Origin of the sequence: uncultured Roseobacter sp. (assembly GCF_947493125.1) — a bacterium.
GTDB lineage: Bacteria > Pseudomonadota > Alphaproteobacteria > Rhodobacterales > Rhodobacteraceae > Roseobacter.
In genome coordinates, this window is the sequence record NZ_CANLQB010000002.1 from 516,589 (window position 1) to 540,294 (window position 23,706).

Annotated in this window: 27 protein-coding genes, 1 tRNA gene, 1 pseudogene and 2 riboswitches; of the genes and pseudogenes, 13 read left to right on the plus strand and 16 right to left on the minus strand. The window is 63.4% G+C overall.

Translation table 11 applies throughout. From position 1 onward, the window contains the following. Nucleotides 1-3: 3 nt before the first annotated feature. The 4 genes from Q1A71_RS06225 to Q1A71_RS06240 form a co-directional block, all read right to left on the minus strand. Nucleotides 4-873, minus strand: a complete 870-nt coding sequence (locus Q1A71_RS06225; RefSeq protein ID WP_299673125.1) for a polyprenyl synthetase family protein — start codon at nucleotides 871-873, stop codon at nucleotides 4-6. 3 nt (nucleotides 874-876) lie between these two features. Next, nucleotides 877-1,119: an exodeoxyribonuclease VII small subunit gene (locus tag Q1A71_RS06230; protein ID WP_299673127.1), complete on the minus strand. Its 243-nt coding sequence runs from the start codon at nucleotides 1,117-1,119 to the stop codon at nucleotides 877-879. Between the two features lie 120 nt (nucleotides 1,120-1,239). Then, complete coding sequence (locus Q1A71_RS06235) at nucleotides 1,240-1,941, minus strand: response regulator (RefSeq protein WP_299673129.1); 702 nt, start codon at nucleotides 1,939-1,941, stop codon at nucleotides 1,240-1,242. Continuing rightward, nucleotides 1,938-2,450 (minus strand): MarR family transcriptional regulator, encoded by a 513-nt coding sequence (locus tag Q1A71_RS06240; protein WP_299673131.1) that lies wholly within the window; start codon nucleotides 2,448-2,450, stop codon nucleotides 1,938-1,940. Before Q1A71_RS06240 ends, Q1A71_RS06235 begins: the two co-directional genes overlap by 4 nt. Nucleotides 2,451-2,620: 170 nt before the next feature. Here Q1A71_RS06240 and Q1A71_RS06245 point away from each other — a divergent pair, with 170 nt between their 5' ends. From Q1A71_RS06245 to Q1A71_RS06255, 3 genes are all read left to right on the plus strand, one after another. Beyond that, the gene (locus Q1A71_RS06245; RefSeq protein ID WP_299673133.1) at nucleotides 2,621-3,490 is read left to right on the plus strand and encodes a branched-chain amino acid aminotransferase; all 870 of its coding nucleotides are present in this window, start codon (nucleotides 2,621-2,623) and stop codon (nucleotides 3,488-3,490) included. Nucleotides 3,491-3,496: 6 nt separating this feature from the next. After that, nucleotides 3,497-3,838: a nuclear transport factor 2 family protein gene (locus tag Q1A71_RS06250; RefSeq protein ID WP_299673135.1), complete on the plus strand. Its 342-nt coding sequence runs from the start codon at nucleotides 3,497-3,499 to the stop codon at nucleotides 3,836-3,838. Nucleotides 3,839-3,943: 105 nt separating this feature from the next. Beyond that, on the plus strand, nucleotides 3,944-5,512 hold the full coding sequence (locus Q1A71_RS06255) for an alkaline phosphatase D family protein (RefSeq protein ID WP_299673137.1): 1,569 nt from the start codon (nucleotides 3,944-3,946) through the stop codon (nucleotides 5,510-5,512). A gap of 433 nt (nucleotides 5,513-5,945) precedes the next feature. Here Q1A71_RS06255 and Q1A71_RS06260 read toward each other — a convergent pair whose 3' ends face one another. Genes Q1A71_RS06260 through Q1A71_RS06275 form a run of 4 tightly spaced genes read right to left on the minus strand, consistent with a single transcriptional unit; the run spans nucleotide 5,946 to nucleotide 8,601 of the window. Next, on the minus strand, nucleotides 5,946-6,557 hold the full coding sequence (locus Q1A71_RS06260) for a DUF6434 domain-containing protein (protein WP_299673139.1): 612 nt from the start codon (nucleotides 6,555-6,557) through the stop codon (nucleotides 5,946-5,948). A 40-nt stretch (nucleotides 6,558-6,597) separates the two neighbouring features. Further along, nucleotides 6,598-7,197: a cob(I)yrinic acid a,c-diamide adenosyltransferase gene (cobO, locus tag Q1A71_RS06265; protein ID WP_299673141.1), complete on the minus strand. Its 600-nt coding sequence runs from the start codon at nucleotides 7,195-7,197 to the stop codon at nucleotides 6,598-6,600. An 11-nt stretch (nucleotides 7,198-7,208) separates the two neighbouring features. Beyond that, nucleotides 7,209-8,183 carry a DMT family transporter gene (locus Q1A71_RS06270; protein WP_299673143.1) on the minus strand — a complete coding sequence of 325 codons (975 nt, stop codon included), beginning with the start codon at nucleotides 8,181-8,183 and terminating at the stop codon, nucleotides 7,209-7,211. Between the two features lie 31 nt (nucleotides 8,184-8,214). After that, the gene (locus tag Q1A71_RS06275) at nucleotides 8,215-8,601 is read right to left on the minus strand and encodes a DM13 domain-containing protein (protein WP_299673145.1); all 387 of its coding nucleotides are present in this window, start codon (nucleotides 8,599-8,601) and stop codon (nucleotides 8,215-8,217) included. Between the two features lie 136 nt (nucleotides 8,602-8,737). Between Q1A71_RS06275 and Q1A71_RS06280 the strand changes: the two genes are divergently transcribed. Then, complete coding sequence (locus Q1A71_RS06280; RefSeq protein ID WP_299673147.1) at nucleotides 8,738-9,331, plus strand: TetR/AcrR family transcriptional regulator; 594 nt, start codon at nucleotides 8,738-8,740, stop codon at nucleotides 9,329-9,331. Here the strand turns inward: Q1A71_RS06280 and aroC are convergent. Beyond that, on the minus strand, nucleotides 9,328-10,428 hold the full coding sequence (gene aroC, locus Q1A71_RS06285; RefSeq protein WP_299673149.1) for a chorismate synthase: 1,101 nt from the start codon (nucleotides 10,426-10,428) through the stop codon (nucleotides 9,328-9,330). The genes Q1A71_RS06280 and aroC overlap by 4 nt on opposite strands. A 92-nt stretch (nucleotides 10,429-10,520) precedes the next feature. Beyond that, nucleotides 10,521-10,622, plus strand: a riboswitch (TPP riboswitch). 35 nt (nucleotides 10,623-10,657) lie between these two features. On the opposite strand from aroC, the gene Q1A71_RS06290 reads away from it, so the two are divergent. From Q1A71_RS06290 to Q1A71_RS06300, 3 genes are read left to right on the plus strand one after another with little or no spacing between them, the layout of a single operon-like run. Then, nucleotides 10,658-11,638 (plus strand): thiamine ABC transporter substrate binding subunit, encoded by a 981-nt coding sequence (locus Q1A71_RS06290; protein WP_299673150.1) that lies wholly within the window; start codon nucleotides 10,658-10,660, stop codon nucleotides 11,636-11,638. After that, nucleotides 11,614-13,170, plus strand: a complete 1,557-nt coding sequence (locus tag Q1A71_RS06295; protein WP_299673152.1) for a thiamine/thiamine pyrophosphate ABC transporter permease ThiP — start codon at nucleotides 11,614-11,616, stop codon at nucleotides 13,168-13,170. Before Q1A71_RS06290 ends, Q1A71_RS06295 begins: the two co-directional genes overlap by 25 nt. Next, on the plus strand, nucleotides 13,157-13,849 hold the full coding sequence (locus Q1A71_RS06300; RefSeq protein WP_299673154.1) for an ATP-binding cassette domain-containing protein: 693 nt from the start codon (nucleotides 13,157-13,159) through the stop codon (nucleotides 13,847-13,849). The genes Q1A71_RS06295 and Q1A71_RS06300 overlap by 14 nt, the downstream gene beginning before the upstream one ends. 113 nt (nucleotides 13,850-13,962) lie before the next feature. On the opposite strand, the gene Q1A71_RS06305 is transcribed toward Q1A71_RS06300, so the two are convergent. Beyond that, nucleotides 13,963-14,406, minus strand: coding sequence for a 6,7-dimethyl-8-ribityllumazine synthase (locus Q1A71_RS06305; protein ID WP_299673156.1), 444 nt, complete (start codon nucleotides 14,404-14,406; stop codon nucleotides 13,963-13,965). Nucleotides 14,407-14,487: 81 nt separating this feature from the next. Further along, nucleotides 14,488-14,657: riboswitch (FMN riboswitch) on the minus strand. A 64-nt stretch (nucleotides 14,658-14,721) separates the two neighbouring features. On the opposite strand from Q1A71_RS06305, the gene Q1A71_RS06310 reads away from it, so the two are divergent. From Q1A71_RS06310 to Q1A71_RS06330, 5 genes are all read left to right on the plus strand, one after another. Then, nucleotides 14,722-15,354 carry an FMN-binding negative transcriptional regulator gene (locus Q1A71_RS06310; protein WP_299673158.1) on the plus strand — a complete coding sequence of 211 codons (633 nt, stop codon included), beginning with the start codon at nucleotides 14,722-14,724 and terminating at the stop codon, nucleotides 15,352-15,354. Between the two features lie 41 nt (nucleotides 15,355-15,395). Further along, nucleotides 15,396-16,007, plus strand: a complete 612-nt coding sequence (locus Q1A71_RS06315; protein WP_299673160.1) for a glutathione S-transferase — start codon at nucleotides 15,396-15,398, stop codon at nucleotides 16,005-16,007. Nucleotides 16,008-16,207: 200 nt separating this feature from the next. Beyond that, complete coding sequence (petA, locus tag Q1A71_RS06320) at nucleotides 16,208-16,768, plus strand: ubiquinol-cytochrome c reductase iron-sulfur subunit (RefSeq protein WP_299673162.1); 561 nt, start codon at nucleotides 16,208-16,210, stop codon at nucleotides 16,766-16,768. Between the two features lie 12 nt (nucleotides 16,769-16,780). Further along, nucleotides 16,781-18,133 (plus strand): cytochrome b N-terminal domain-containing protein, encoded by a 1,353-nt coding sequence (locus Q1A71_RS06325; RefSeq protein WP_299673164.1) that lies wholly within the window; start codon nucleotides 16,781-16,783, stop codon nucleotides 18,131-18,133. Between the two features lie 13 nt (nucleotides 18,134-18,146). After that, the gene (locus Q1A71_RS06330) at nucleotides 18,147-18,935 is read left to right on the plus strand and encodes a cytochrome c1 (protein WP_299673166.1); all 789 of its coding nucleotides are present in this window, start codon (nucleotides 18,147-18,149) and stop codon (nucleotides 18,933-18,935) included. Nucleotides 18,936-19,355: 420 nt separating this feature from the next. Here Q1A71_RS06330 and Q1A71_RS06335 read toward each other — a convergent pair whose 3' ends face one another. The 5 genes from Q1A71_RS06335 to dapF form a co-directional block, all read right to left on the minus strand. Further along, nucleotides 19,356-19,505: a hypothetical protein gene (locus Q1A71_RS06335; protein ID WP_299673168.1), complete on the minus strand. Its 150-nt coding sequence runs from the start codon at nucleotides 19,503-19,505 to the stop codon at nucleotides 19,356-19,358. A 131-nt stretch (nucleotides 19,506-19,636) separates the two neighbouring features. After that, nucleotides 19,637-20,311: a Crp/Fnr family transcriptional regulator gene (locus Q1A71_RS06340; RefSeq protein ID WP_299673170.1), complete on the minus strand. Its 675-nt coding sequence runs from the start codon at nucleotides 20,309-20,311 to the stop codon at nucleotides 19,637-19,639. A 129-nt stretch (nucleotides 20,312-20,440) separates the two neighbouring features. Then, complete coding sequence (locus Q1A71_RS06345; protein WP_299673172.1) at nucleotides 20,441-20,803, minus strand: antibiotic biosynthesis monooxygenase; 363 nt, start codon at nucleotides 20,801-20,803, stop codon at nucleotides 20,441-20,443. 77 nt (nucleotides 20,804-20,880) lie between these two features. Continuing rightward, on the minus strand, nucleotides 20,881-22,134 hold the full coding sequence (gene mtaB / locus Q1A71_RS06350; protein ID WP_299673174.1) for a tRNA (N(6)-L-threonylcarbamoyladenosine(37)-C(2))-methylthiotransferase MtaB: 1,254 nt from the start codon (nucleotides 22,132-22,134) through the stop codon (nucleotides 20,881-20,883). Further along, a complete protein-coding gene (gene dapF, locus Q1A71_RS06355) occupies nucleotides 22,131-22,973 on the minus strand; it encodes a diaminopimelate epimerase (protein WP_299673176.1) in 843 nt (280 codons plus the stop codon). Before dapF ends, mtaB begins: the two co-directional genes overlap by 4 nt. A gap of 97 nt (nucleotides 22,974-23,070) precedes the next feature. On the opposite strand from dapF, the gene Q1A71_RS06360 reads away from it, so the two are divergent. Then, nucleotides 23,071-23,146, plus strand: a tRNA-Lys gene (locus Q1A71_RS06360). On the opposite strand, the pseudogene Q1A71_RS06365 reads toward Q1A71_RS06360, so the two are convergent. Continuing rightward, nucleotides 23,141-23,706: pseudogene (locus Q1A71_RS06365) on the minus strand (integrase core domain-containing protein); the annotation flags it as partial. The gene Q1A71_RS06360 and the pseudogene Q1A71_RS06365 sit on opposite strands and share 6 nt — an antisense overlap.

A 23,706-nucleotide genomic window follows, 5' to 3' on the forward strand; every position in this document is an offset into this window, starting at 1 on the left:
CTCTCAATGTGCGCGGGTCACGACAAAGCGTGCCGCCTCTTTTAACGTCTCAGCCTTGGCGCCGTAACCCTGCAGGCTGTCGCAGGCCTCGGCCACCAGATCGGTGGCACGCTGTTGGGCTGTCTCGAGCCCGAGCAATGACACGAAGGTGGCCTTGCCTGCGTCAGCGTCCTTGCCGACAGCCTTGCCAACAGTAGCGCTGTCACCGGTGACGTCCAACACGTCATCGGCGATCTGGAAGGCAAGACCCAGGGCGCGGGCATAATGCTGCAAGGGCGTCGGGTCGGCCTGACCCAGAACCGCGCCTGCAGTGGCGGCCCATTCGATCAGAGCGCCGGTCTTGCCCCGTTGCAGCCGGGTGATATCGTCCAGCGAAAACGGCGTCTGCACCGTCTCGGCGGCAATGTCGAGCGCTTGCCCCAAAACCATGCCTTCAGCCCCACTGGCCCGCGCGAGGCGCAGCGCCAGGTCGGCGCGCACGGCAGGATCAGGGCTGGTGTCAGGGCGCGTGACCAGCTCGAAAGCCAGGCTCTGCAGCGCATCCCCGGCCAGCACGGCAGTCGCTTCGTCCCACTTCCGATGCACCGTTGGCTGGCCGCGCCGCAGATCGTCGTCATCCATGCAAGGCAGATCGTCATGGACCAGAGAGTAGGCATGAAGGGCCTCGATGGCGGTTGCGGGCCAGATCGACCGATCGGGCGCGATGTCATGCAGCCGGGCGCTTTCGAGCACCAGAAAGCCGCGCAACCGTTTGCCGCCTTGGGTCGCATGGCGCATGGCGTGAACCACCGGGAGGTCGTCAAGACGACCCAGCACGTCATCAAACCGCGCTTGGATGGTCCGGGCGGCGGCACCCAGACGGTCGGCGAACATCGCTCAGAGCCCTTCGACCGGTTTTATCCCGGTTGGCGCGCCGTCACCGTCAAGGGTGATGGCGGCTACTTTCTCTTCGGCTTCTTTCAGCTTGGTTTCGCAGCGGGCTTTGAGTGCCGCGCCGCGTTCGTAGAGCGCGATGCTCTCGTCAAGAGCCACATCACCGCGTTCGAGCTGACCCAATACGGTTTCGAGCTCCGCCATCGCCTGCTCGAAACTCATTTCATCTACGGGGGTATCGGTCATGTCGGCTCGCTGTCTTTGGGTTTCGCCTGTCTTAGAGGGTTTCCAGCCAGCGCACCAGCCTCGGTGTGGAGCGCCCGCCCGCATGGGCTTGCAGGGCTGTGCCGCGCAAGCCCATGCGGGCTACTCCGGCGCCAACATATAACCGGCGCCACGAACTGTCTGGAGATAACGCGGCTGTTTTGGGTCTTCCTCGATCTTGCGCCGCAGCCGGGTGATCTGAACGTCGACGGCACGCTCCTGTGCCTGTCCTCGGTCGCGTCCCAACTCCTCGACCAGCTTGGCGCGGCTGATCGGCTCGTTGCAGCTGGCTGAAAAAATCTTCATCAACTGCATCTCGGTTGCCGTCAGACGGACCAACTCTTCCCCCTGCCACATCTCGCCCCGCTCCATATCGTAACGGATGCCGCCGAGGCTCAGCACCTTGGGCGTGGTATGATCCGTCGGCGCCTCGGGCATGCGGCGCAGAATGGCGTTGATCCGCAACAGCAATTCCTTCGGCTCGAAGGGTTTCGCAAGATAGTCGTCGGCGCCGGCCTCCAAGCCTTCTATGCGGTTGCCCGTCTCTCCCTTTGCGGTCAGCAAAAGGATCGGCACCGCGCGCGTCTCGCGCAGCGACTTGGTCAGCGACACACCGTCCTCGCCCGGCATCATCACGTCGAGCACGATGAGATCGAAATCCAGCCCTGACAGGATTCGCCTCGCATGGGCGGCATCGCGCGCTGCCGTCACCAGAAACCCGTTACGCATCAGGAACTTCTGCAAGAGTGTGCGGATCCGTTCATCGTCGTCGATGATCAGCAGGTGGGCGTCCATCTCATTCATGTGCCACTGTCCTTCAGCCGCGCATAGGCCGTGCGCATATCTCGGTCCATCATCGCCTCCAAAACCGTCCGGAACCCGGCAACCGCCTCGGGGCCCGCATCGCGAAAGGCCATGCGTATGCGTGCGCGCTGTGCGTCGGATAGTTTCTGTTCCAGCGCCTGGCCCTCCGTGGTCAGGAAGAGGTGCCGCTCGCGCTTGTCCGCCTTCCCGACCTTGCTCTCAACCAGACCATCCTCGATCAGCGTGCGCAAGACACGGTTGAGCGATTGTTTCGTGACCCCGAGGATGTTGAGCAGGTTGTTCACGGTGGTGCCGGGCGCGCGATTGATGAAATGCACCGCACGGTGATGCGCGCGCCCATAGGCCATGTCGGAGAGGATGCGGTCGGGATCAGCCGTGAAACCCCGATAAGCGAAAAACATCGCTTCGATGCCCTGCCGCAGCTGCTCATCGGTCAAAAACAGAAGGTTTTCACCGCTCTGGGCTGAAGAACTGCGCCCGTCCGCCATTCCGTGCCTCAAAAAATCATAGTCCTTTGTCCAGCAGCATATGTCAGTGTTGTTGACATTCCAAGGGTTAAGGGCTATCGAGTCGCATCTTTTGCGCAATAATGTGTCCGTATCGGACGTATTTTGCGCAATATTTGGAAATATGATGGTCAAGCTGGGAAGGAAAGACAATGGCGGGCGCATACGACGATCGAGACGGAAAGATCTGGATGGACGGCCAGATGGTCGACTGGCGCGCGGCGAATGTCCACATTCTGACCCACGCCATGCACTATGCGTCTTCGGTCTTCGAGGGTGAACGGGCTTATAATGGTAAGATCTTCCTGAGCCGTAAACACTCCGAGCGGCTGCACTTCTCCGCTGGCGAGTTGGATTTTGAGATCCCCTACACGGTCGATGAGATCGAGGCCGCAAAGCAGCAGGTGCTGACCGTGAATGGTCTGACCGACGCCTATGTGCGCGCGGTGGCCTGGCGGGGTGCCGGTGAAGACATGGGTGTCGCCTCGGCGCGCAATCCGGTGCATCTGGCCATCGCCGCGTGGGAGTGGGGCAGCTACTACGGCGATGCCAAGTTCAAGGGCGCGAAGCTCGACATTGCCAAGTGGAAACGCCCGAGCCCCGAGACGATCCCGGTGCATGCCAAGGCCGCCGGTCTCTACATGATCTGCACCACATCAAAACACGCCGCGGAAGCCAAGGGCTGTTCGGACGCGCTGTTCATGGATTACCGCGGCTATGTGGCCGAGGCGACGGGGGCAAATATCTTCTTCGTCAAGGACGGCGAGGTGCATACGCCCAACCCCGATTGTTTCCTGAACGGGCTGACACGCCAGACCGTTGTGGGCATGCTGAAGGACCGCCAGATCAAGGTGCACGAGCGCGTGATCATGCCCGAAGAGCTGGAAGGCTTCGAGCAGTGCTGGTTGACAGGTACCGCCGCGGAGGTCACGCCCGTTGGTCAGATTGGGGACTATAACTTCGAGGTCGGCGCCATGACCCGCGAGATCGCGGAAGACTACGAGAAGCTGGTGCGCAGCTGATCCCACGTGGACTACGACGCCTTCGCTGAGGAATGGGAAGCCGCTTGGAACGCCCATGATCTGGACCGCATCCTCGCGCATTACAGCGCGGATGTGGTCTTTCGTTCGCAAAAGGCGATGCGGCTGACAGGGCGCGGTGAGATCCATGGACGTGGTGCGCTGCGCGGCTACTGGGCGGCGGCCCTGGCGCAGCAGCCCGATCTGTCTTTCATCGTGGTCGATGTGTTGCGAGGCCACGGCATGGTGGTGATCCTCTACCGCAATCAACGCGATGTGCTGGCCGCGGAAACCCTGCGGTTCGGGCCCGATGGGTTGGTGGTCGAGGCCTCCGCCTGCCACAGGGGCTGAGTGGCTGTCATGAATCTTTGATCTTCCCGTTACACGTGTGTACCCTCAGCGTTACGTTCTGAGGGTTCTATCGCGCAGTAGCCAATCGCCACATGGAGATCTCTCGTGACACAGCTCATCCGCCCTACCCGCCGTGCCGTTCTGGCCGGATCCACCGCCTTTGCTGCCAGTCTGGCGATGCCGAGCCTCAGCCGAGCCTCTGCACGGCCCGTCTTTACCCACGGTGTACAGTCGGGCGACGTGGACACCTCGTCCGGCATGATCTGGACGCGTGTGGACCGGCCTGCGCGGATCAGCATGGAGGTCTCGACCACCGAAAGCTTTGCCAATGCGCGACGCTTGGCGTCGATGGATGCGATCCCCTCGGGTGATCTCGCCATCAAGCGCCTGGTGGCCGGGCTGCCGTCGGATCAGGACATCTTTTACCGCTTCACCGCCGCTGATCTGAGTGATGTGAATGCAACATCGGAACCTCTCGTTGGGCGCTTCCGGACGGCCCCGACGGCCCGGCGGAACATCCGCTTTGCGTGGTCCGGTGACACCGCCGGGCAGGGCTGGGGCATCGACGAGACCGGCATGGCGACCTATGCGACGATGGCCCGGCATGAGCCTGATTTCTTTATACATTCCGGTGATACGGTCTATGCCGACGGTCCGATGCAGGACGAGGTCGAGAAAGACGGCGAGGTGATCTGGCGCAACGTGCTTCTGCCCGATGAGAAGCGCAAGGTGGCGGAAACGCTCGACGAGTTTCGCGCGCAGTGGAAATACAATCTGCTCGACGAACACGTGCGCGCGATGAACGCCTCCGTGCCGACCTTCATGCAGTGGGACGACCATGAAGTCGTCAACAACTGGTCCGACAGCAAGGACATGATGGCCGATGACCGCTACACCGAGAAGTCGGTGCACCTGCTGCAGGCGCGGGCCACGCGCGCGTTCCATGAGATGACGCCGCTGCGCATCACCCCGGAAGAGCCGAGCCGCGTCTATCGCAAGATCAACTATGGCCCGATGCTGGATGTGTTCTTCCTTGATCTGCGCAGCTATCGCGGGCCGAACACCGCCGAGATGACCGAAGAGCTGACGGACGAGCAGCGGGTACTGGGCGCGGAGCAGATGGCCTGGCTCCAGCGCGAGCTGGCGGCCTCAAATGCGACCTGGAAGGTCATCGCCTCGGATCAGCCTATCGGCCTGATTGTGTGGGATAATTTCCGCGAGCAGGCTGGCTCGGAAGGAATTGCGGATGGGGTCAGCGGCCCGGCCATGGGGCGCGAGGTCGAGGTGGCGGAGCTGCTGCGGTTCATCAAGACCGCGCGCATCGACAACACCGTGTGGTTCACGGCGGATGTGCATTACACGGCGGCGCATTACTACAACCCCGACAAGGCGCAGTTTCAGGAGTTCGAGCCCTTCTGGGAGTTCGTCTCTGGGCCCTTGCACGCGGGCACCTTCGGGCCGAATGCGATGGACATGACCTTTGGCGCGGAGGTGAAGTATGTGAAGGCCCCGACCGAGGAGCAGGGGGTGAACCTGCCGCCGAGCGAAGGTCTGCAGTTCTTCGGGCTGGTCGATATCGACGCGCAGACGGAGCAGATGACGGTGCGGCTGATGGACCGGGCGGATACAGAGCTCTACTCCGTGACGCTAGACCCGAAGGGCACCCGGCTCTGAGATCTACTAGGCGGCCCCCGGAGTGTTGCCGGGGGCTTGCCGGAGCGTACGCGCAACACCTGTGCCCGGGGGACGGGCTTTTTCCCCTTATCGCGGTCAAGCGCCTGCCATTAAGCGATTTTCCGACGTCGGTATTGCGTCGGTATCACGTCGGTATTTTGTCGGTGCGGGATCGGTGTTTGGGTGGTTTTTGGGTCTTGAGCCCCGCTTTCTGAACGGAGGATGACCGGCCCGCGCGGTGGTGGGGCGCCATGAAATCTGAGACGCTTCTGCCTTAGAGTGAAGGCCAGCCCCCGACCCTGGGTGGGGGTGAAGCCCGCTCCCGCCAAACCGAAGGTTTGCCTTCGGCAAAACGGGAGGGTCGGGGGCTGGCCGGCGGTGCCGGCAGGGGCGCGAGGGACGACCGAGTGCTTCGGATTTTCTGAAGGCCGCTCTAGCCGAGGTCGAGATCGGAGGGGTGATAGACGTGTCTTCCGCTCTCGGACGGTGTTTCGCGCTTGAGCGCCCAGTACTTACGCACGTCCGCCATGCCCCGATCCGGATTGTCGGCGAGAAAGTCGCGGGTGTACTGGTTGAACTGGTTGTGATGCGCGATCTCGCTCTGAAAGCCAGGCTGCGCGGCTTCGGTCTTGAGGCGGTGGTATTCGGCGACTGCATCCGCCAGCGTCTTGCCGGTGTTCTCCTTCATCCAGGCCATGAAGGCGATGTTGAACTTGAAGCCGTCGCCTGCGTGGGCCTTGAAGAAGCGGCGCACGTTCTGGGTGTTGCGATAACTGTCGGTGATCACCGTCTCGGGCGTCAGCTCCGCGCTGTGCCAGTCGAATTTCGAGCGAGGCTTGGTGCGGATGTCGCCGGGCCAGCGGGTCTCGCCGGTGTCGAGGTGATGCGCGAGGCGGTCGAGGAGGGTGAACTTGCCGCCCGTCGCCCGGACGCCCACCGCCGTGGCCTGCGCCTCCAGCTCGGATTTCAGCCAGTACCAGCGGCGCAGCTCGGCGCCCGTGGTGAGCGACGTGATGTCGGGTCGTCCGTCGCGGGGTTTCGGCATCGCAGATCCTTTCGTTGATCCGCGAGATGGTGTGGGTGGATCAGAAATCCACCCCGCGCTGGGCCTTGATGCCGGACTGATAGGGGTGCTTGACCTCGGTCATCTCGGTGACGAGATCGGCATACTCCATCAGCTCGGGCTTGGCATCCCGGCCCGTCAGGATCACGCCGGTGCGGTCATCGCGGGCCTTGAGGCTGTCGATCACCGCGTGGATGTCGAGATAGTCGTAGCGCAGGGCGATGTTGATCTCATCGAGCACCACGAGGTCGTAGTCACCGCTCTGCATCATCTCGACGCCTTTTGCGAAGGCGGCCTCGGCTGCTGCGATGTCGCGCTCGCGGTCCTGCGTGTCCCAGGTGAAGCCTTCGCCCATGGTGTGCCAGGTGACATCGCCGAGCTGGTCGAAGAAGCGCTTCTCGCCGGTGATCCACTTGCCCTTGATGAACTGGACGACGCCGACTTTCTGCTTCCAGCCGAGCGCGCGGATGACGACACCGAAGGCGCTGGAGGATTTGCCCTTGCCCTTGCCGGTGTGCACCAGCACCAGCCCGCGCCCGGGGTCTTGCGCCTCGGCCACTTTGGCGCGGTGCTTGGCCTGCACCTTTTTCATGTCCTCTTTGTGCGTCTCTGCGTCGCTCATAGGTGTCTCCCTTACGGTGTGCCCGGGGGCGATTGATTGGGCTTCGACTTGCTGCGGTCAACCCCCAATTGGTGTTCGCGCCAGATGATCAGGATGCCGCCTGCGATCACGAGGCTGGCGCCGAGGAGGATCGGGCCGGTGGGCACTTCGTTGAAGCCCAGATAGCCGATCAGGGCGGCAAAGATCATCGAGGCATAGTCGAACGGCGCGAGCATGGAGGCGCCGCCGAAGCGGTAGGACGAGGTGACCATGATCTGGGCCACGCCGCCGATGAGCCCGGCGGTGATCAGCCAGAGGATCACGCTCTGCGCGGGCCAGACCCAGACGAACGACGGGTGGTCGATGACCCAGCCGAGGGGCGCGGAGAGCAGCGCCAGGCAGCTGGCGGTGACGGAGAAGTAGAAGACGATGGCGGCGGTGTGGTCGGTCTGGACCAGGCGACGCACGTGGATTTGCACCAGGGCGCGCAGGATCGAGGCGACGAGCACCATCACCGCGCCGAGGGTGGCCGCGCGCGAGATCTCATCGGCGCCGACACTGAGGCGCGGGGCGATCACGATCATCACGCCAACGAGGCCGAGGGCCACGGCGGAGATGCGGATCAGCCGGATCCGCTCGCCGAGGAAGAGTGCTGCGAAGATCACCGCAAAGAGGGGGGTGGCGTAGCCAATGGCGGTGACCTCGGGCAGCGGCAGGAGGCCAAGCCCTGCGAAGGTCAGCGCCATGGCCGAGGTGCCGAAGACGCCGCGCCAGACGTGGCCCATGAGGTTCGAGGGGATCAGCCCCGCGCGCAGCTGCCCGCGCTGGGCGAGCCAAAGCGCGATCACGGGGATCGCGAAGAGCGAGCGGAAGAAGACGGCCTGGCCCGGCGGGACCTGGCCCGAGACGCTCTTGATGATCGCCGCCATTACCATGAACAGGAAGACCGCGCAAAGCTTGAGAGCAATTGCGCGGCCCGGTCGGTGTTCGGTGAGGTCTTGGGCCATGGCCCTCTGATGCGCCTCGGCGGGCGAAAGATCAACCGAGTTTGGCGACGCCCAGCGGGACCGAGAACTTCAGGCACCAGATGTAGATTTCGTTGAAGTCATCCACGTTGATCGAGGCGGGCACGGTGTAGACCTGCTTGCCGTTGAGCTGCTTGAGCTCGCCAAGGTCGGAGGCTTCGACGAAGGTGCCGTCCTTGCCGAAGCCCACGCGCGGGTCGGGTGCGCCGTCGAGCGAGAAGTCGTCTTCCAGCGTGACGGTCGCGGTGCCGTCGGCGTGTTTCACGATGGTGACGCCACCGGTGGTGATGTGGTCGCTCTTGCCGATGAAGGTGCCGCGGGTGTCGCTGTCGGCCAGCGCGCCGAAGCTGGCCAGGGTGGTGAGGGCGATGACGAGGAGGGCGGAGAAGAGGTGTTTCATGAGTTTGGCTATCCTTGCTGTCTTGGGGACGTGGGCTGACCCTAGAGTTCGGAACTGATTGGTACAATACACGTCTGCGTGAGTTGTGTAACAAGTGGTTCCGAACTATGTTGAGGTTCGGAAACAGGAGACCGCCATGGCCCGTCCAAGAGAGTTCGACACCGATGATGCCATCCGGAACGCCATGGGCGTGTTCTGGGAGAAAGGCTATCAGGACGCCTCGCTGCCTGATCTGCTGGAGGGCATGGGGCTGACGCGGGGCAGTCTTTACAAAGCCTTCAAGGACAAGAAGACGCTCTTTCTGCTGGTGCTGGAGCATTACGAGGATGCGGCCGTGGGGGCGGCGCAGGCGCGGCTGTCTGATCCGGAGATACCGGATGGGCGGGAACGTATCCTTGGCCTGTTCGAGGCGTCAGCGGCAGTGGCGTTGGAGGGTGATCATCGCGGCTGCCTGCTCTGCACGGCGGCGGCGGGGTTCGAGATGTCGGACCCGGAGATTGCCGCGGCGGTGCAGCAGGGGCTTGAGGGCATCCGCGCGGGTCTGGAGACGGCGCTGCGCGCCTCGCCCGTGCATCATGCGCTGGACGATGCCGCCCGTCGCGCGCTGGCGAATGTGATTCTGACCCACTACATCGGGCTGCGCGTGCTGGCGCGGTCGCATCTGCCGTTGGGCGCTGTCGAGACCAGCGTGCAGGGTGTTGCGCGTCTGCTGGAGGCGCAGGCCGCCTAACCGATGTGGCCCTGGTTTTTGCCCACCTGACCGCGGTGCAAGAGCAGGTGGTCGAGCAGCACGCAGGCCATCATCGCCTCACCCACCGGCACCGCGCGGATGCCGACGCAGGGATCATGGCGGCCCTTGGTGATGATCTCGGTCTCCTCGCCGGTCTTGGTGATCGTGCGGCGAGTGGTCAGGATGCTGGAGGTCGGCTTCACCGCAAAGCGCACCACGATGTCCTGCCCGGTGCTGATCCCGCCCAGAATGCCGCCCGCGTGGTTCGAAGAATAGACAGGGCCATCCGGTCCCATGGTGATCTCGTCGGCATTCAGTTCTCCGGTCAGCATCGCCGCCGACATGCCCTCGCCGATCTCGACGCCCTTGACCGCATTGATGCTCATCATTGCCGCGGCGAGATCCGTATCAAGCTTGCCGTAGACCGGCGCGCCGAGGCCTGCGGGCACGCCGCGCGCGACGACCTCGATCACCGCGCCCACCGAACTGCCGGATTTGCGCAGCCCGTCGAGGTAGCCCGCCCAGTCCTCCGCCGCCTGTGCGTCGGGCACCCAGAAGGGGTTGCGGGCGATCTCGTCCCAGTCGAACCGCTTCCGGTCGATCTTGTGCGGGCCCATCTGAACCATGTAGCCGGTGATGTCCACCCCCGCCACAAGCGAGGCGATGGCAGCGCGCGCGAGCCCGCCGGCGGCCACACGCGCTGCGGTTTCTCGCGCGCTTGACCGGCCGCCGCCGCGGTAGTCGCGGATGCCGTACTTCTGGAAATAGGTGATGTCCGCGTGGCCGGGGCGAAACTTGTCCTTGATGTCGCCGTAGTCTTTCGAGCGCTGGTCGGTGTTCTCGATCATCAGTTGCACCGGCGTGCCGGTCGTGACCCTTTCGAACGTGCCCGACAGGATCTTGACCGCGTCGGCCTCGCGCCGCTGCGTGGTGTATTTGTTCTGCCCCGGTTTGCGCTTGTCGAGCCAGTGCTGGAGCATGCTCTCGTCAATCGCCACACCCGGCGGGCATCCGTCGACCGTCGCGCCCAAGGCAGGCCCGTGGCTTTCCCCCCAAGTGGTCACGCGGAAAAGATGGCCAAAGCTGTTGATCGACATGGAAAGGCTCCTTTGGTCTGGCTGCTTAGCGGCGCGGGCGGGCCGCCTCAAGAGCTTATCGCTTGCCAATCCCGAAGCGCGGCGATACGTCTGAGCGTACCTCGGGGGGCCAATCCGGCTGAGATGTGCAAGCGCACGGACCCGTAGAACCTGACCCGGTTAAGACCGGCGGAGGGAAGGTGAGCTTGATCATCCTTTCATCCGTTCGTCGCATTTGAAAGGATTGATCATGCGGAGAACTCTACTTGCAACCACCCTGCTGCTGGCCTCACAGGCGGGCGCCGAGACGCCTGTGTTGACAGTTTATGCGGGCGATTACTTCACCTCTGAATGGGGCCCCGGCCCGAAGATAGAAGAAGGCTTCGAGGCCATCTGCGCCTGCGATCTGCAATTCTCCACAGGTGACCTGCTGCCGCGGCTGCTGCTCGAAGGGGAGCGGACCAAGGCGGATGTGGTCATTGGCCTGACGTCGGATGTCACAGCCCGCGCCCGTGCCACTGAGCTTTTTGCGCCGCACGGGCAGGACAATTCTGCGCTGACCCTGCCCATCGACTGGACCGACGACACCTTCCTGCCGTTCAACTACGGCCATACGGCCTTCATCTATAATGAGACCACGATGGACGCGCCGCCGGCGAGCTTTGATGCGTTGCTGGAGATGGAGGACGATGTGAAGCTGGTTATCCAGGACCCGCGCACGTCGATTTCCGGGCTTGCTCTCGTGCTCTGGGTCGAGGCGGTCTATGGCGAGACATCCGCTGAGGTCTGGGAGAAGCTGGCGCCGAAGATCCTGACCGTGACCAAGGACTGGTCGGCGAGCTACGGCATGTTCACTGATGGCGAAGTCGATATGGTGCTGAGCTACACCACCTCGCCCGCCTATCACATGTTCGCCGAAGAGGATTTCACCAAGAAGGCGGCGATCTTCCCCGAGGGGCATTATTTCATGGTGGAAACCGTGGGCAAGATTGCGGGCACGGATCAACCGGAGCTGGCGGATGCCTTCATGGCCTATGTGCTGAGCGAAGACTTCCAGCAGATGATCCCCATGGCGAACTGGTCGCTGCCCTCGGCCCTGCCGGAGGATCAGTGGCCCGAGGGCTGGGCGCAGCTGCCGCTGCCCGAGAAGGTGCTGTTTTACTCCGAGGATGAGGCGGAAGCCCGCAAGGATCAGGCCATCGAGACATGGCGCCGCGCGCTCAGCCAATAATCGGCACCAGTGGGGTCGCCGCGGGCGTCTTTGTCGTCGCGGCGGTCCTGCTGTCTTTTGTGGGGCTGGGATTGCGCGCCGAAGTGGGGCGCGGGCTCGGCCCCGCGGAATGGGCTGCGATCCGCTTTACGGTGGTGCAGGCGGCTCTGTCGGCGCTGCTCTCGGTGGTGGTTGCGATTCCACTGGCCCGCGCGCTGGCGCGGCGGCGGTTTCCGGGGCGGGGAGTGTTGATCACGCTTTTGGGGGCGCCGTTCATCCTGCCGGTGATTGTTGCGGTGCTGGGGCTGCTGGCCGTCTTTGGCCGGACCGGTTGGCTCAACACCGGGCTTGGCGCGGTCGGTCTGCCGACGCTCTCCATCTACGGTCTGCACGGCGTCGTTCTGGCGCATGTGTTCTTCAACCTGCCGCTCGCCACGCGGCTGTTGCTGCAAGGCTGGCAGAGCATCCCGGCGGAGCGATTCCGGCTCGCCGCGCAGCTGAACCTGCCGCCAAGGATGATCTTCCGCACGCTGGAGTGGCCGCTCCTGAAACAGGTGGTGCCTGGCGCGGCGGCGCTGGTCTTCGTGATCTGTCTCACGAGCTTTGCGGTGGCGCTGACGCTTGGCGGAGGGCCACGGGCGACGACGATTGAACTCGCGATTTATCAGGCGTTTCGGTTTGATTTCGATCTGGCGCGGGCGTCGCTGCTGTCGTTGATCCAGCTGGGGCTCGCGGGGGGGGCTGCGTTGGTCGCACTCTGGGTGATCCCGAACTTTCCGCTGAGCGCCGGGCTCGACCGGGGGCTGCGGCGTTGGGATGCGCGGGGCGGTTGGCAGGCGTGGGGCGATGCTGTGGTGATCGCGCTGGGGAGCGCATTTCTGCTGCTGCCGCTCTTTGCGATCCTGCTGGCCGGTCTACAAGGGCTGCCGCTGATGCCGGCGGTGGTCTGGAAGACGGCGGGCAATTCGCTCTGGGTGGCGCTCTTGAGTATTTGCGTGCTGCTGGTGATCGCCCTGCCCATGGCCGGGTGGATCAGCACGCGGCGGCGCGGCAGTGCGGAGGCGATCGGGCTCGTTGGTCTCTCGGCCTCGCCGCTGATGATCGGCACGGGCTGGTTCATCCTGATCAACCCGATTGCCGACCCGGTGCCGCTGGCGCTTCCCGTGACGGCGCTGATCAACGCGCTGATGGCCTTGCCCTTCGCGCTGCGTATTCTGGTGCCGCCGATGCGGGATGTTTTGGCGACTTATGACCGGCTGTCGCGGTCGCTTGGTCTGCAGGGATGGGCGGCGTGGCGGTGGCTGGTGCTGCCGCGGCTGCGCGCTCAGATCGGGTTCGCGGCGGGTCTGACCGGGGCCTTATCGGTGGGGGACCTGGGTGTGATCGCGCTTTTTGCCGACCCGGACCGCGCCACGCTGCCCTTGCAGATGTACCGCCTGATGGGCGCCTATCGCACGGAGGCCGCGGCGGGCGCGGCGCTCTTGCTGTTGGCGATGGCGCTGTCGCTCTTCTGGCTCTGTGACAAGGGAGGGCGCTGGCATGCTGAGGCTTGAGGGCGTTGAGATCGCGCAGGGCGGGTTTTTGCTGCGGGCGGATTTCGAGGTTGTGCGGGGGCGGAGGACGGCGGTGATCGGCCCGTCGGGTGCGGGCAAATCCACGCTGCTGGGCGCCATCGGAGGGTTCACGCCGCTGCGGGAAGGCAGGCTGCTGTGTGACGGACGGGATATTACGGATGTGGCGCCCGGCCACCGCCCCATCGCCATGCTGTTTCAGGACAACAACCTCTTTCCCCATCTGAGCATCGCGCAGAACGCGGGGCTTGGCATTCGGCCAGATCTCAAGCTCGGTGCCGAGGAGAGGGCGCGGGTGGCGCAGGCCCTGTCGCGTGTGGGTCTGGAGGGTCTGGACGCGCGCAAGCCGGGCGCGCTCTCCGGTGGGCAGCAGAGCCGGGCGGCGCTGGCACGGGTGCTGGTGCAGGACCGTCCGGTGATCCTGCTGGACGAACCGTTTGCAGCACTCGGGCCCGCGCTGCGGCAGGATATGCTGGACCTGGTGCAAGAGCTCGCAACAGAGACAGAAGCGACGCTGTTGATGGTTACCCACGACCCGGCGGATGTGCGGCGGATCGCGGATGATGTGATCTTTGTGGAAGGCGGGCGCGCGGCGGCGCCGCAACCCGCCCAGGCCCTGTTGGAGAACCCGCCGCCGGCGCTGCGGGCGTACCTGGGCTAGCCCCGTTTGCCGTCAGGCGCCACCGCCCGGCGCGTGCGCCGGGCAGCGCCCGCGCCCCCTCGACGGGGGCAAGGGCGCTTCTCTCCCCCGGGTACTATGCGTGGTCTGACGTCTTACGCCACGTCAGCCCGCAGAGCCTCGCGCGCCTTGAGGAGGCCGAGGGCGGCGTCGGCGGCCTCGCGGCCCTTCCGGACGAAATGGGCGCGGTAGATGGCGTTGTGGTGCTCGGTCTCCTGATACTGATGCGGGGTCAGGGACACCGACACCACAGGCACGCCGGTCTCCAGCCCCGCGCGCATGAGCCCGTCGACCACGGATTGCGCGACGAACTCATGGCGGTAGATGCCACCATCCACCACGAAGGCGGCACAGACCACCGCGGCATAGCGCCCCGAGCGCGCCAGATCTTGTGCCATGAGCGGCAGCTCGAAGGCACCCGGCACGTCGATCACATCGACCTGCGACAGTGGGACAATCTCGGTAAAGCCCTCCAGCGCGCGGTCCACGATATCGGCGTGCCACTGGGCTTTGACAAAGGCGAAACGGGTGTGTGTCATGTTGATCTCCTTTAGGTTCGACACGTCCACCCAAGGCGATCACACGCGCAACCGCGCAAGCCGAAAGGCCGCGACGCCCGCGTGCATTCTCTTCCATCCGGACTGTGACCGTCGGCTCTGGCCTCTCACCAGATCTGCTTGACCAAGGGATTTCCGTCAGGAAACCCGTTGCGCTCGCGGGCTCGAAGGTCTCCGGTGATCGGAGCCGCCATACCGCCGGTGGGGAATTCCACCCCGCCCTGAGAATGGCCCGAGCTTGCCAAGGCGGGGCAAAGCCTGCAAGAGGAAAGCCGCGTTCGAGAGCGAGGCCGGCCCATGCATCCCAACCCGGTGTTTCACACCCACAGCGCGGCGCATAACATCGCGTTCGCCCGCGAGCGGGCGTTCGGTGTGCTGGCGGTGAGCGGCGCAGAGGCACCCTGGCTGGCGCATATCCCCTTCCTGCTGGATGAGGCGGGCGCGGTGCTGGAGCTGCATCTGCTCCGCTCCAACCCGATTGCGCGGGCCTTGACGGAGGGACCGCTGCCGGCGCGCGTGGCGGTGTCCGGGCCGGACAGCTACGTCTCCCCCGATTGGTACGGGATCGACGATCAGGTGCCCACCTGGAACTATGTCGCCGTGCATCTGACGGGCAGGCTGGAGCTGCGTCCGCAGCAGGAGTTGCGCGATCTGCTCGACCGGCAGTCGGCGCTCTTCGAGGAGCGGTTGCTGCCGAAAGAGCCCTGGCTGACCTCCAAGATGTCCGAGGGGGTGATGGACCGGATGATGCGCGCGATTGTGCCCTGCCGGATGCAGGTGACGGCCATCGACGGCACCTGGAAGCTCAACCAGAACAAGCCCGATGCGGTGCGCCTGCAGGCCGCTGATCTTGTGGCCGCCTTCGGGCAGGGGACCGACCTTGCGGTTCTGGCCGCGCTGATGCGCGGAGCCAATGGACACGGCACCTAGCTCTGTTAGGGTCTGCGCGACATCGCAAGGAGGACCGCCCGATGAAGCTTTATCATTCCCCCGCCTCACCCTATGTGCGCAAAGTCGTTGTCCTGCTGCATGAGTTGGGCAAGGCGGAGGAGGTCGAGCTGATCAACGTCCAGTCGACGGCCTTTGCGTCCGACAGCAGCCTCGCCGCCAGCAACCCGTTGGCCAAGCTGCCCTCTTTGGTGCGCGACAATGGAACCACGCTCTATGACAGCCGGGTGATCACTGCCTTTCTGAACGATCTTTACGGCGGGAAGATGTACCCCACCGGCGCCGCGCGCTGGGAGACGCTGACCTTGGAGGCGACCGGCGACGGGATCATGGATTCGGCTGTGTCGATGGCCTATGAGATGCGTCTGCGCCCCGAAGACATGCAATATGGCGACTGGATCGACGCGCAGTGGGACAAGGTCGCGCGCGCGATCTCGGTGCTCAACGCGCGCTGGATGAGCCATCTGTCCGGACCGATGGACATGGGGCATATCTCGGTGGCCTGTGCGCTGTCCTATCTGGACTTCCGCCACGATGCGCGGAACTGGCGCGCGGGCAACGCGGCGCTTGCCAAATGGCATGAGAGCGTCGATTCGCGCCCTTCGATGGGTGCGACCAAACCGCCCGCCGGCTGACAAATGCGATCAAATTAACGATTTGCACGTCAGATCGTCTTAGAAACCCGGAAAATTCGGCGGACCTGCGACCGTTTGCGCGTCTTTGATTACTAGACGCGACGGAAGCACAGCGCTACATACCCGCTGGAGTAGGGCTGCGCAGAGCGTGGCCTGTTGACGTATTTGCCGGTTCGCCGGTGCAGGAAATGGAGAAACCCGTGTCCCACGCAGAAGATCACGAAGGCAGCCGCAGGGATTTCCTCTACTACGCCACCGCAGGCGCAGGAGCGGTGACCGCTGGCGCTGCAATCTGGCCGCTGGTCAACCAGATGAACCCATCGGCGGACGTTCTGGCCCTGTCCTCGATCCGCGTCGATGTGAGCGGACTGGAGCCCGGCACGCAGCTGACCGTGAAATGGCTCGGCAAGCCGGTCTTCATTCGCCGCCGGACCGAAGAGGAGATTGCGGCGGCTCGCGACGTGACGCTGTCGGATCTGCCGGACCAGAGCGCCGAGAACGCGAATTTGCCCGATGGAACAGATGCTTCGGACGAAAACCGCGCCCTGGACGAGGGGGGAGAGTGGCTGGTGATGATGGGGGTCTGCACGCACCTCGGCTGTGTGCCCCTGGGCGATGCGGGCGACTTCGACGGCTGGTTCTGCCCCTGCCACGGGTCGCATTACGACACGTCGGGCCGGATCCGGAGAGGCCCTGCGCCGAGCAACCTGCCGGTGCCTGTTGCAGAATTCGTGGACGAAACCACGATCAAACTCGGTTAAGGGAGAGACCTGATGGCTGGAATTCCTCACGACCATTATGAACCGAAGGCGGCTTGGGAAAAGAGCCTTGCCAAGCGGTTGCCGATCATCGGCCTGATGTATGACACGCTGATGATCCCGACGCCCAAGAACCTCAACTGGATGTGGATCTGGGGCATTGTCCTGACCTTCGTGCTGGTGCTGCAAATCGTGACCGGCATCGTGCTGGTGATGCACTACACACCGCATGTGGACTATGCGTTCTCCTCCGTTGAGCACATCATGCGCAACGTGAATGGCGGGCATATGCTGCGGTACATCCACCAGAACGGAGCGTCGCTGTTCTTTGTGGCGGTCTACGCGCACATTCTGCGGGGCATGTATTATGGCTCCTACAAGTCACCGCGTGAGATCACGTGGATCATCGGCATGCTGATTTACCTGCTGATGATGGGTACGGCCTTCATGGGCTATGTGCTGCCGTGGGGTCAGATGTCCTTCTGGGGCGCCACCGTGATCACCGGCCTCTTTGGTGCCATTCCCTTCGTGGGCGAGGCGCTGCAGACCTGGCTGCTGGGCGGACCGGCGGTGGACAATGCCACGCTGAACCGCTTCTTCTCGCTGCATTATCTGCTGCCCTTCGTGATCCTCGGCCTTGTGGTCGTGCACATCTGGGCCTTCCACACGACCGGCAACAACAACCCCACCGGGGTCGAAGTGCGCCGCACGTCGAAGGAAGAAGCGGAGAAGGACACGCTGCCGTTCTGGCCGTATTTCGTGATCAAGGATCTGTTTGCCCTGGCCGTGATCCTGGCGGTGTTCTTCGCGGTGGTCGGCTTCATGCCGAACTATCTGGGCCACCCGGACAACTATATCGAGGCCAACCCGCTGGCGACGCCTGCGCACATCGTGCCCGAATGGTACTTCCTGCCGTTCTACGCGATCCTGCGGGCCTTCGATGACACCGTCTGGATCGTGCAACTGGCGTCTTTTGTCACCGGTGGCATCATTGATGCGAAGTTCTTCGGTGTTCTGGCCATGTTCGGCTCGATTGCGGTGATGGCGCTGGCGCCCTGGCTCGACACCTCCTCGGTGCGGTCGGCGCGGTATCGTCCGATGCTGAAGTGGTGGTTCTGGCTCTTCGTCGTGAACTTCTTCGTGCTGATGTGGGTGGGTGCGATGCCTGCCGAAGGGATCTATCCCGTGATCGCTCTGATCGGTTCAGCCTACTGGTTCGCGTACTTCCTGATCATCCTGCCGCTGCTTGGCGTGATCGAGAAGCCGCTGGCGCAGCCGGATACGATCGAAGACGATTTTGCCGCGCATTACCCGAAGGCTGCCGACAAGGCTGCAACGGGTCAAGCGCAAGCCACGCCTGCTGAATAAAGGACACGTACTCATGTTCAGAACACTTACACTCAGCGCTGTGGCGGCCCTCGGATTGGCCACAGCCGGTCACGCGGCAGGCGCCTACGACACGCATATCGAGGACTTCGACTTCTCCTTCGAGGGCCCGTTTGGCACCTACGATCAGAACCAGCTGCAGCGCGGCCTGCAGGTCTATACAGAGATCTGTGCTGCCTGCCACGGGCTGAAGTTCGTGCCGATCCGGTCCTTGTCCGAAGAGGGCGGTCCCGCGATGCCGGAAGATCAGGTGCGCGCCTATGCGGAGCAGTTCGAGGTTTTCGATCCGGAGATCGACGACTTCCGCCCGGCACGCCCGTCCGATCATTTCCCCGAGTCGGGGCTGGAGAATGCGCCTGATCTGAGCCTGATGGCCAAGGCACGCGCGGGCTTCCACGGGCCTTACGGGCTCGGCATCAACCAGTTCTTCAAAGGGATCGGCGGGCCGGAGTACATCGCCTCGCTGCTGACCGGCTATACCGGTGAAGAAAAGGAAGAAGCGGGCGTGACTCTCTATGAGAACAAGGCTTTCCCGGGCGGTTGGATCGCCATGGCGCCGCCGCTTTATGGGGAAGACGTGGACTATGCCGACGGCCACGAGAATGACCTGCATCACATCTCCGAGGACGTATCTGCGTTTCTGATGTGGACCGCGGAGCCGAAGATGATGGCCCGCAAGCAGGCCGGCTTTGTCGGTGTGGTCTTCCTGACCTTGCTGTCGGTGCTGCTCTATCTGACCAACAAGCGGCTCTGGGCGCCGGTCAAGGGCAAAGAGACCATCTGATCTCCACCCGGACAGAGATGAAAAAACCCCCCGTGCCGTGCGGCGCGGGGGGTTTCTGTCTGCACCTTCACAAGGAAGGCAAATGACAGACCCTGGGGAGAGTCAGAATCAGATGGTCCGAGATGTCACGGGTAGTTGGCAGCTGAACGCGTCTTTCGCCATGATCTCATTCCTGTCCCTTAGTCCAAATCGTTCTTTACCAGCCGTTTTTGCCTTCTTAATCGAGGCGGTTACTCGCTACCGGTCACCACTAATAGGTTAACCATAGGTTAACAGATTTTCGACGTATGTGAACTGGATCACATTCGACGGCGTTTTCTCGTAAAAAGGGACCCGCTGGGATCTGTCAAATGCAGCCAATCTGGCTTGCGCCAGCGAGGTCCCTATCTTGATCGTTAACGTGACAGCCATGTCGACCTCTCAAAAACGGCGATGAAACTTCTCGACCATGGACTGGGCAATGCGGAATTCGCGGTCCGCGTCTGCCAGCCAGGTGAGAAGTGTGCGCATCGGTGAGGCCGCGGGTGGAACCCTGGCCGGATTGGTCGCCTTGTCGTCTCGGCGTTTCATGGTGTAGCCCCTTCTGTGTCGGGGGCTCCCCGAAATTTGGAGCCCCTCAGATCCGGACGCGCTGTCCTGATCTGCGACCACCATGCCGCAAAATCGAATCGGGGTCTGTGAAACGGTTCACACGGGTGGGATTAAATCTGGTGCAGGTCCGCCATGACCTGCAGCGCCTCGCGGTCGAGCACACGGACACCGCCGCGGGACGCCTCGATCACACCCGCCCGTTTCCACAAAGACAGGGTCTTTGACACCGCCTCGCGCGTTGCACCGACAAACTCGGCCAGTTCGGACTGCGACAGCGGCAGGGTCGACAGCTGCTTGGAGCCGTCGACCGTCAGGTAAAGGATCTTGCGGGCGAGGCGGGCCGGCATGGACAGGAACACCTGTTCGTTCAACTGGCTGCTCATCCAACGCATCCGCTCGCCCGCCAGCTGGATCATGTCGATCCCGAGATCCGGCGCCTTGCGGATCGCCCGGAGCATATCGGCGTTCTTGACGCCCCGCAGGAGGGTGGACTCCAGAGCGGTGACCGTGGCGGTCCGGGTGCCCGGGTCGAAGAGTGCGATCTCACCGAAGAGCGCACCGGGCCGCATCACATCGAGAGACAGCTTGCGCCCCTCCCGCGACAGCACGCTGAATTCCAGCGAGCCCGAGACGATGACGTAGAGCGTGTCACCGATGTCGCCCTGCTCAAAGAGCACCTCGCCCTCGTCCAGAGAGACTTCGGTTGCGACAGAGGCCATGAGCTCCGAGAGGTCCTTGGACGCATGCGCCAGGAACCCGCTTTTTGGCAATGTAACTGTGTCCATCTCGTTGTCCCTCTTTCTGGTCGCGCCCGACCTCTGGAAGCGGCAGCCTACTGTGCCAGGTGCAGCCTTTCAATCGCGGCGTGTGGCCCGCGCGATCACCCGGTACCAGAGATTGACGACCAGCGTATGTCAGCTGCGATGAAAGCCGCCGATCCGGCTCTCGAAGGTGGCTCCGAAGTCGGCGAGGGCGGCGCGCGATGTGGCGTCCGCCGGCCCGTAGACGGTGAACCGTGCGGGCGCGAACACCGCCAGGAAGCGCTCCGCGAAATGCTCTCCGAAGTTTTTCAGATGCAGCATCAGCGCGTCATTGTCGGCATAGCGCTCCACAACGGTGCAGCGGGCCCCGTCCTCCGACAGGTAGTATTCATAGGTCAACGCGCTTGGTTCATTGGCCTGGGTGGCCGCAACCATTTCGTCGATCAATGGCTGCACGGCATCCGACTGGCCGTCCTGGATGGTCATCTCCAGGACCCACTCAATGTGATCTTGCACTATCCCTCTCCCACAAGGTGGCCTCAGAGTAGCGATCAAGCCGCGCTTTTGTCACGCAGATTCTGGGCCGCCGGCGCTCAGGCGGTCAGCGCCTCGTCGGTGCGCCCGCTGATCTGCGTGGTGACGAGGCGGCCTTCGATCTGCGGATCCCGGAAGATGACAGGGCAGAATTGTTCGGTTCGGCCCATGGTGGGGCTCTCCATCAGGATGCGGTGGTGTTTGCCGATCTGATCGGAAAGATGCCGCTGAACCTGTGCGGCCCCTGCCGCACGCAGACGGGCGGCGCGCTCCTTGATCAGGGACCCGTCGACCGCGGGCATACGCGCCGCCGGGGTCCCTTTGCGCGCGGAGTAGGGGAAGACGTGCAACCAGGTCAGATCGCAGTAGGCGACCAGCGCCAGCGCATTGTCAAACATCGCCTCCGTTTCGGTCGGAAACCCGGCGATGATATCGGCGCCGAAGGTCATCTCCGGTCTGAGGCGCCGGGCCTCTTCTGTGAACCGAATGGCATCTTCGCGCAGATGGCGGCGCTTCATGCGTTTGAGGATCAGATCGTCGCCATGCTGCAGCGACAGGTGCAGGTGTGGCATCAGGCGCGGTTCGGTGGCGATGGCCGCCATCAGGTTCTCATCGACTTCAATGCTGTCAATCGAGCTGATCCGCAGCCGGGGCAGATCCGGAACCAACCGCAGGATACGCATCACCAGATCGCCGAGCTTTGGCCCGGCGGGCAGATCCGCGCCCCAGCTGGTCAGATCCACACCGGTGAGAACAACCTCGTTGTAGCCCCGGTCGACCAGTCGCTTGATCTGGTCGACGACCACGCCAGCAGGGACAGACCGCGAGTTGCCGCGCCCATAGGGGATGATGCAGAAGGTGCAGCGGTGATCACAGCCGTTTTGCACCTGAACATAGGCGCGGCTGCGGGTGCCGAACCCGTCGATCAGGTGGCCCGCGGTCTCCTTGACGGACATGATGTCGTCGACCTGTACCGCTTCTGTTTCGCCGATGAAGTCCGCGGAGAGCCCGTGCCAGGTGTCGGCCTGCATCTTTTCGCTGTTGCCGATGACTGCGTCGACCTCGGGCATGCGGGCGAAGGTCTCTGGCTCGGTCTGGGCCGCGCAGCCGGTGACGATGAGACGGGCATCGGGGTGCGCGCGCCGAAGTTTGCGGATGTCCTGCCGTGCCTTGCGGACGGCCTCTGCGGTGACGGCGCAGGTGTTGACCACAACCGCATTGTCGAGACCCGCGTCGGCGGCGAGCTCCTTCATCGCCTCGGTCTCATAGGCATTCAGCCGGCAGCCCATCGTGGAGAACACCGGCGTGATCATGTCAGGGAGGCCAGAAATGCGGGCGTCAGCGTTCCGCTGAACACATGGGTCGTGGGGCCGATCATCCAGACGCCGTCGTCGCGCCAGTCGACGGACAGGCTGCCGCCATCGAGGTCGATCCGCACCGCGCGGCCGGTGAGGCCAAGCCGGGCTGCCGCGACCGCCGCTGCGCAGCTCGAGGATCCTGAGGCCAGCGTGATGCCGACGCCGCGCTCCCAGACGCGCATGCGCATGCGATCTGGCCCGGTGATCTGAGCGATCTGGACGTTGGTGCGTTCCGGGAACAACGGGTGGTGCTCGTGGGCGGCGCCGAACTCAGCCAGGTCGATGGCCTCGACGTCCTCGACAAAGAAGGTGCAATGCGGGTTCCCCATGCCGGTGGCGACAGGCGCGCCGTCGATGGGCAACGAGAGGGTGTCCATGGCGTCTGCGAGCGGGATATCCACCCAGTCGAGCTGAGGATGTCCCATGTTGACCGCGGTGAGCCCATGGCCTTCATCGCGGGCCGTCAGCACGCCACGGCCCGTCGTCAGCTGCAGTTCGGTTTCACCGGTCTCCTCCATCAGGTGGCGCGCGATGCAGCGGGTCGCATTTCCGCAGGCGTTCGCCTGTGAGCCGTCGGTGTTGAAAAAGGTCAGGCGCAGGGTGTCGGCCCCATGCGAGATGACGGCCAACTGGTCAAATCCGACGCCGCGATGGCGGTCGCCAAGCGCTCTGGCAAGTCCGGCGTCCACGTCGATCTGCTGCGCGCGCGCGTCGAGCACGACGAAATCGTTTCCGAGCCCATGCATCTTCATGAAGGGCAGTCCGATATGCTCTGAACTCTGCATTGCGGCCATATAGTCTGCTGCGGCAAAACTATCCAGAGCGCACCGGCGAAAACGATGAATAAGGGCTTGACCCCCTGCCGCCTCCTTTCTAAGTAGGCGCCCTAGTGGGCCGTTAGCTCAGTTGGTAGAGCAACTGACTTTTAATCAGTGGGTCGCAGGTTCGAATCCTGCACGGCTCACCACTTTTCAGACATGTGTGGCGACTCGTGATGTCGGACCATTCGGGTCATGTTGATCAGCCCCACCTGAGTGGTCCGATTTGATTGTTGGTGCATGGCCGGCCTTGGGTCCATCTGGACGATGGTTTCTGGGGCCGGAGGGCGGTAGCCCAATGCGTTGTGTGGTCTTTTGGTGTTGTAGTGTTTCCTTCATTCTTCGATCAGGATTTGAGCTTCGCGCAGGCTGGAGAAGATCTCGCCATTCAAGAACTCATCTCGGAACCGGGCATTGAAGCTTTCGCAGTATCCGTTCCCCCAAGGTGAGCCCGGTTCGATATACGCGGTTTTTGCGCCGACGGCCTTAATCGTTTCCTGCACGGCTTGCGCTACGAACTCTGGGCCATTGTCTGACCGAATAAACGAAGGCACAGCCCGCAGGATGAACAGGTCACTCAGTGCATCGATGACGTGGCCTGAGTTCAGCTTTCTGTCAACGCGGATCGCCAGGCATTCTCGGCTGTATTCATCGATGATGTTCAGCGTCCGGAACGCTCTTCCGTCGTCAGTCCGGCAATGCACAAAGT

Bases quoted from the DNA above. Each gene is read 5' to 3' on its own strand.
- cobO (WP_299673141.1), bottom strand. From the start codon at position 7,197: ATGAGCGACGCAGAGACGCACAAAGAGGACATGAAAAAGGTGCAGGCC.
- Q1A71_RS06340 (WP_299673170.1), bottom strand. From the start codon at position 20,311: ATGGACACAGTTACATTGCCAAAAAGCGGGTTCCTGGCGCATGCGTCC.
- mtaB (WP_299673174.1), bottom strand. From the start codon at position 22,134: ATGATCACGCCGGTGTTCTCCACGATGGGCTGCCGGCTGAATGCCTAT.
- Q1A71_RS06275 (WP_299673145.1), bottom strand. From the start codon at position 8,601: ATGAAACACCTCTTCTCCGCCCTCCTCGTCATCGCCCTCACCACCCTG.
- Q1A71_RS06310 (WP_299673158.1), top strand. From the start codon at position 14,722: ATGCATCCCAACCCGGTGTTTCACACCCACAGCGCGGCGCATAACATC.
- Q1A71_RS06305 (WP_299673156.1), bottom strand. From the start codon at position 14,406: ATGACACACACCCGTTTCGCCTTTGTCAAAGCCCAGTGGCACGCCGAT.
- Q1A71_RS06315 (WP_299673160.1), top strand. From the start codon at position 15,396: ATGAAGCTTTATCATTCCCCCGCCTCACCCTATGTGCGCAAAGTCGTT.
- Q1A71_RS06260 (WP_299673139.1), bottom strand. From the start codon at position 6,557: ATGCCGAAACCCCGCGACGGACGACCCGACATCACGTCGCTCACCACG.
- Q1A71_RS06225 (WP_299673125.1), bottom strand. From the start codon at position 873: ATGTTCGCCGACCGTCTGGGTGCCGCCGCCCGGACCATCCAAGCGCGG.
- Q1A71_RS06280 (WP_299673147.1), top strand. From the start codon at position 8,738: ATGGCCCGTCCAAGAGAGTTCGACACCGATGATGCCATCCGGAACGCC.
- Q1A71_RS06325 (WP_299673164.1), top strand. From the start codon at position 16,781: ATGGCTGGAATTCCTCACGACCATTATGAACCGAAGGCGGCTTGGGAA.
- aroC (WP_299673149.1), bottom strand. From the start codon at position 10,428: ATGTCGATCAACAGCTTTGGCCATCTTTTCCGCGTGACCACTTGGGGG.
- Q1A71_RS06230 (WP_299673127.1), bottom strand. From the start codon at position 1,119: ATGACCGATACCCCCGTAGATGAAATGAGTTTCGAGCAGGCGATGGCG.
- Q1A71_RS06290 (WP_299673150.1), top strand. From the start codon at position 10,658: ATGCGGAGAACTCTACTTGCAACCACCCTGCTGCTGGCCTCACAGGCG.
- dapF (WP_299673176.1), bottom strand. From the start codon at position 22,973: ATGGCCGCAATGCAGAGTTCAGAGCATATCGGACTGCCCTTCATGAAG.
- Q1A71_RS06330 (WP_299673166.1), top strand. From the start codon at position 18,147: ATGTTCAGAACACTTACACTCAGCGCTGTGGCGGCCCTCGGATTGGCC.
- Q1A71_RS06245 (WP_299673133.1), top strand. From the start codon at position 2,621: ATGGCGGGCGCATACGACGATCGAGACGGAAAGATCTGGATGGACGGC.
- Q1A71_RS06235 (WP_299673129.1), bottom strand. From the start codon at position 1,941: ATGAATGAGATGGACGCCCACCTGCTGATCATCGACGACGATGAACGG.
- Q1A71_RS06240 (WP_299673131.1), bottom strand. From the start codon at position 2,450: ATGGCGGACGGGCGCAGTTCTTCAGCCCAGAGCGGTGAAAACCTTCTG.
- Q1A71_RS06335 (WP_299673168.1), bottom strand. From the start codon at position 19,505: ATGAAACGCCGAGACGACAAGGCGACCAATCCGGCCAGGGTTCCACCC.
- Q1A71_RS06270 (WP_299673143.1), bottom strand. From the start codon at position 8,183: ATGGCCCAAGACCTCACCGAACACCGACCGGGCCGCGCAATTGCTCTC.
- Q1A71_RS06295 (WP_299673152.1), top strand. From the start codon at position 11,614: ATGGCGCCGCGCGCTCAGCCAATAATCGGCACCAGTGGGGTCGCCGCG.
- Q1A71_RS06300 (WP_299673154.1), top strand. From the start codon at position 13,157: ATGCTGAGGCTTGAGGGCGTTGAGATCGCGCAGGGCGGGTTTTTGCTG.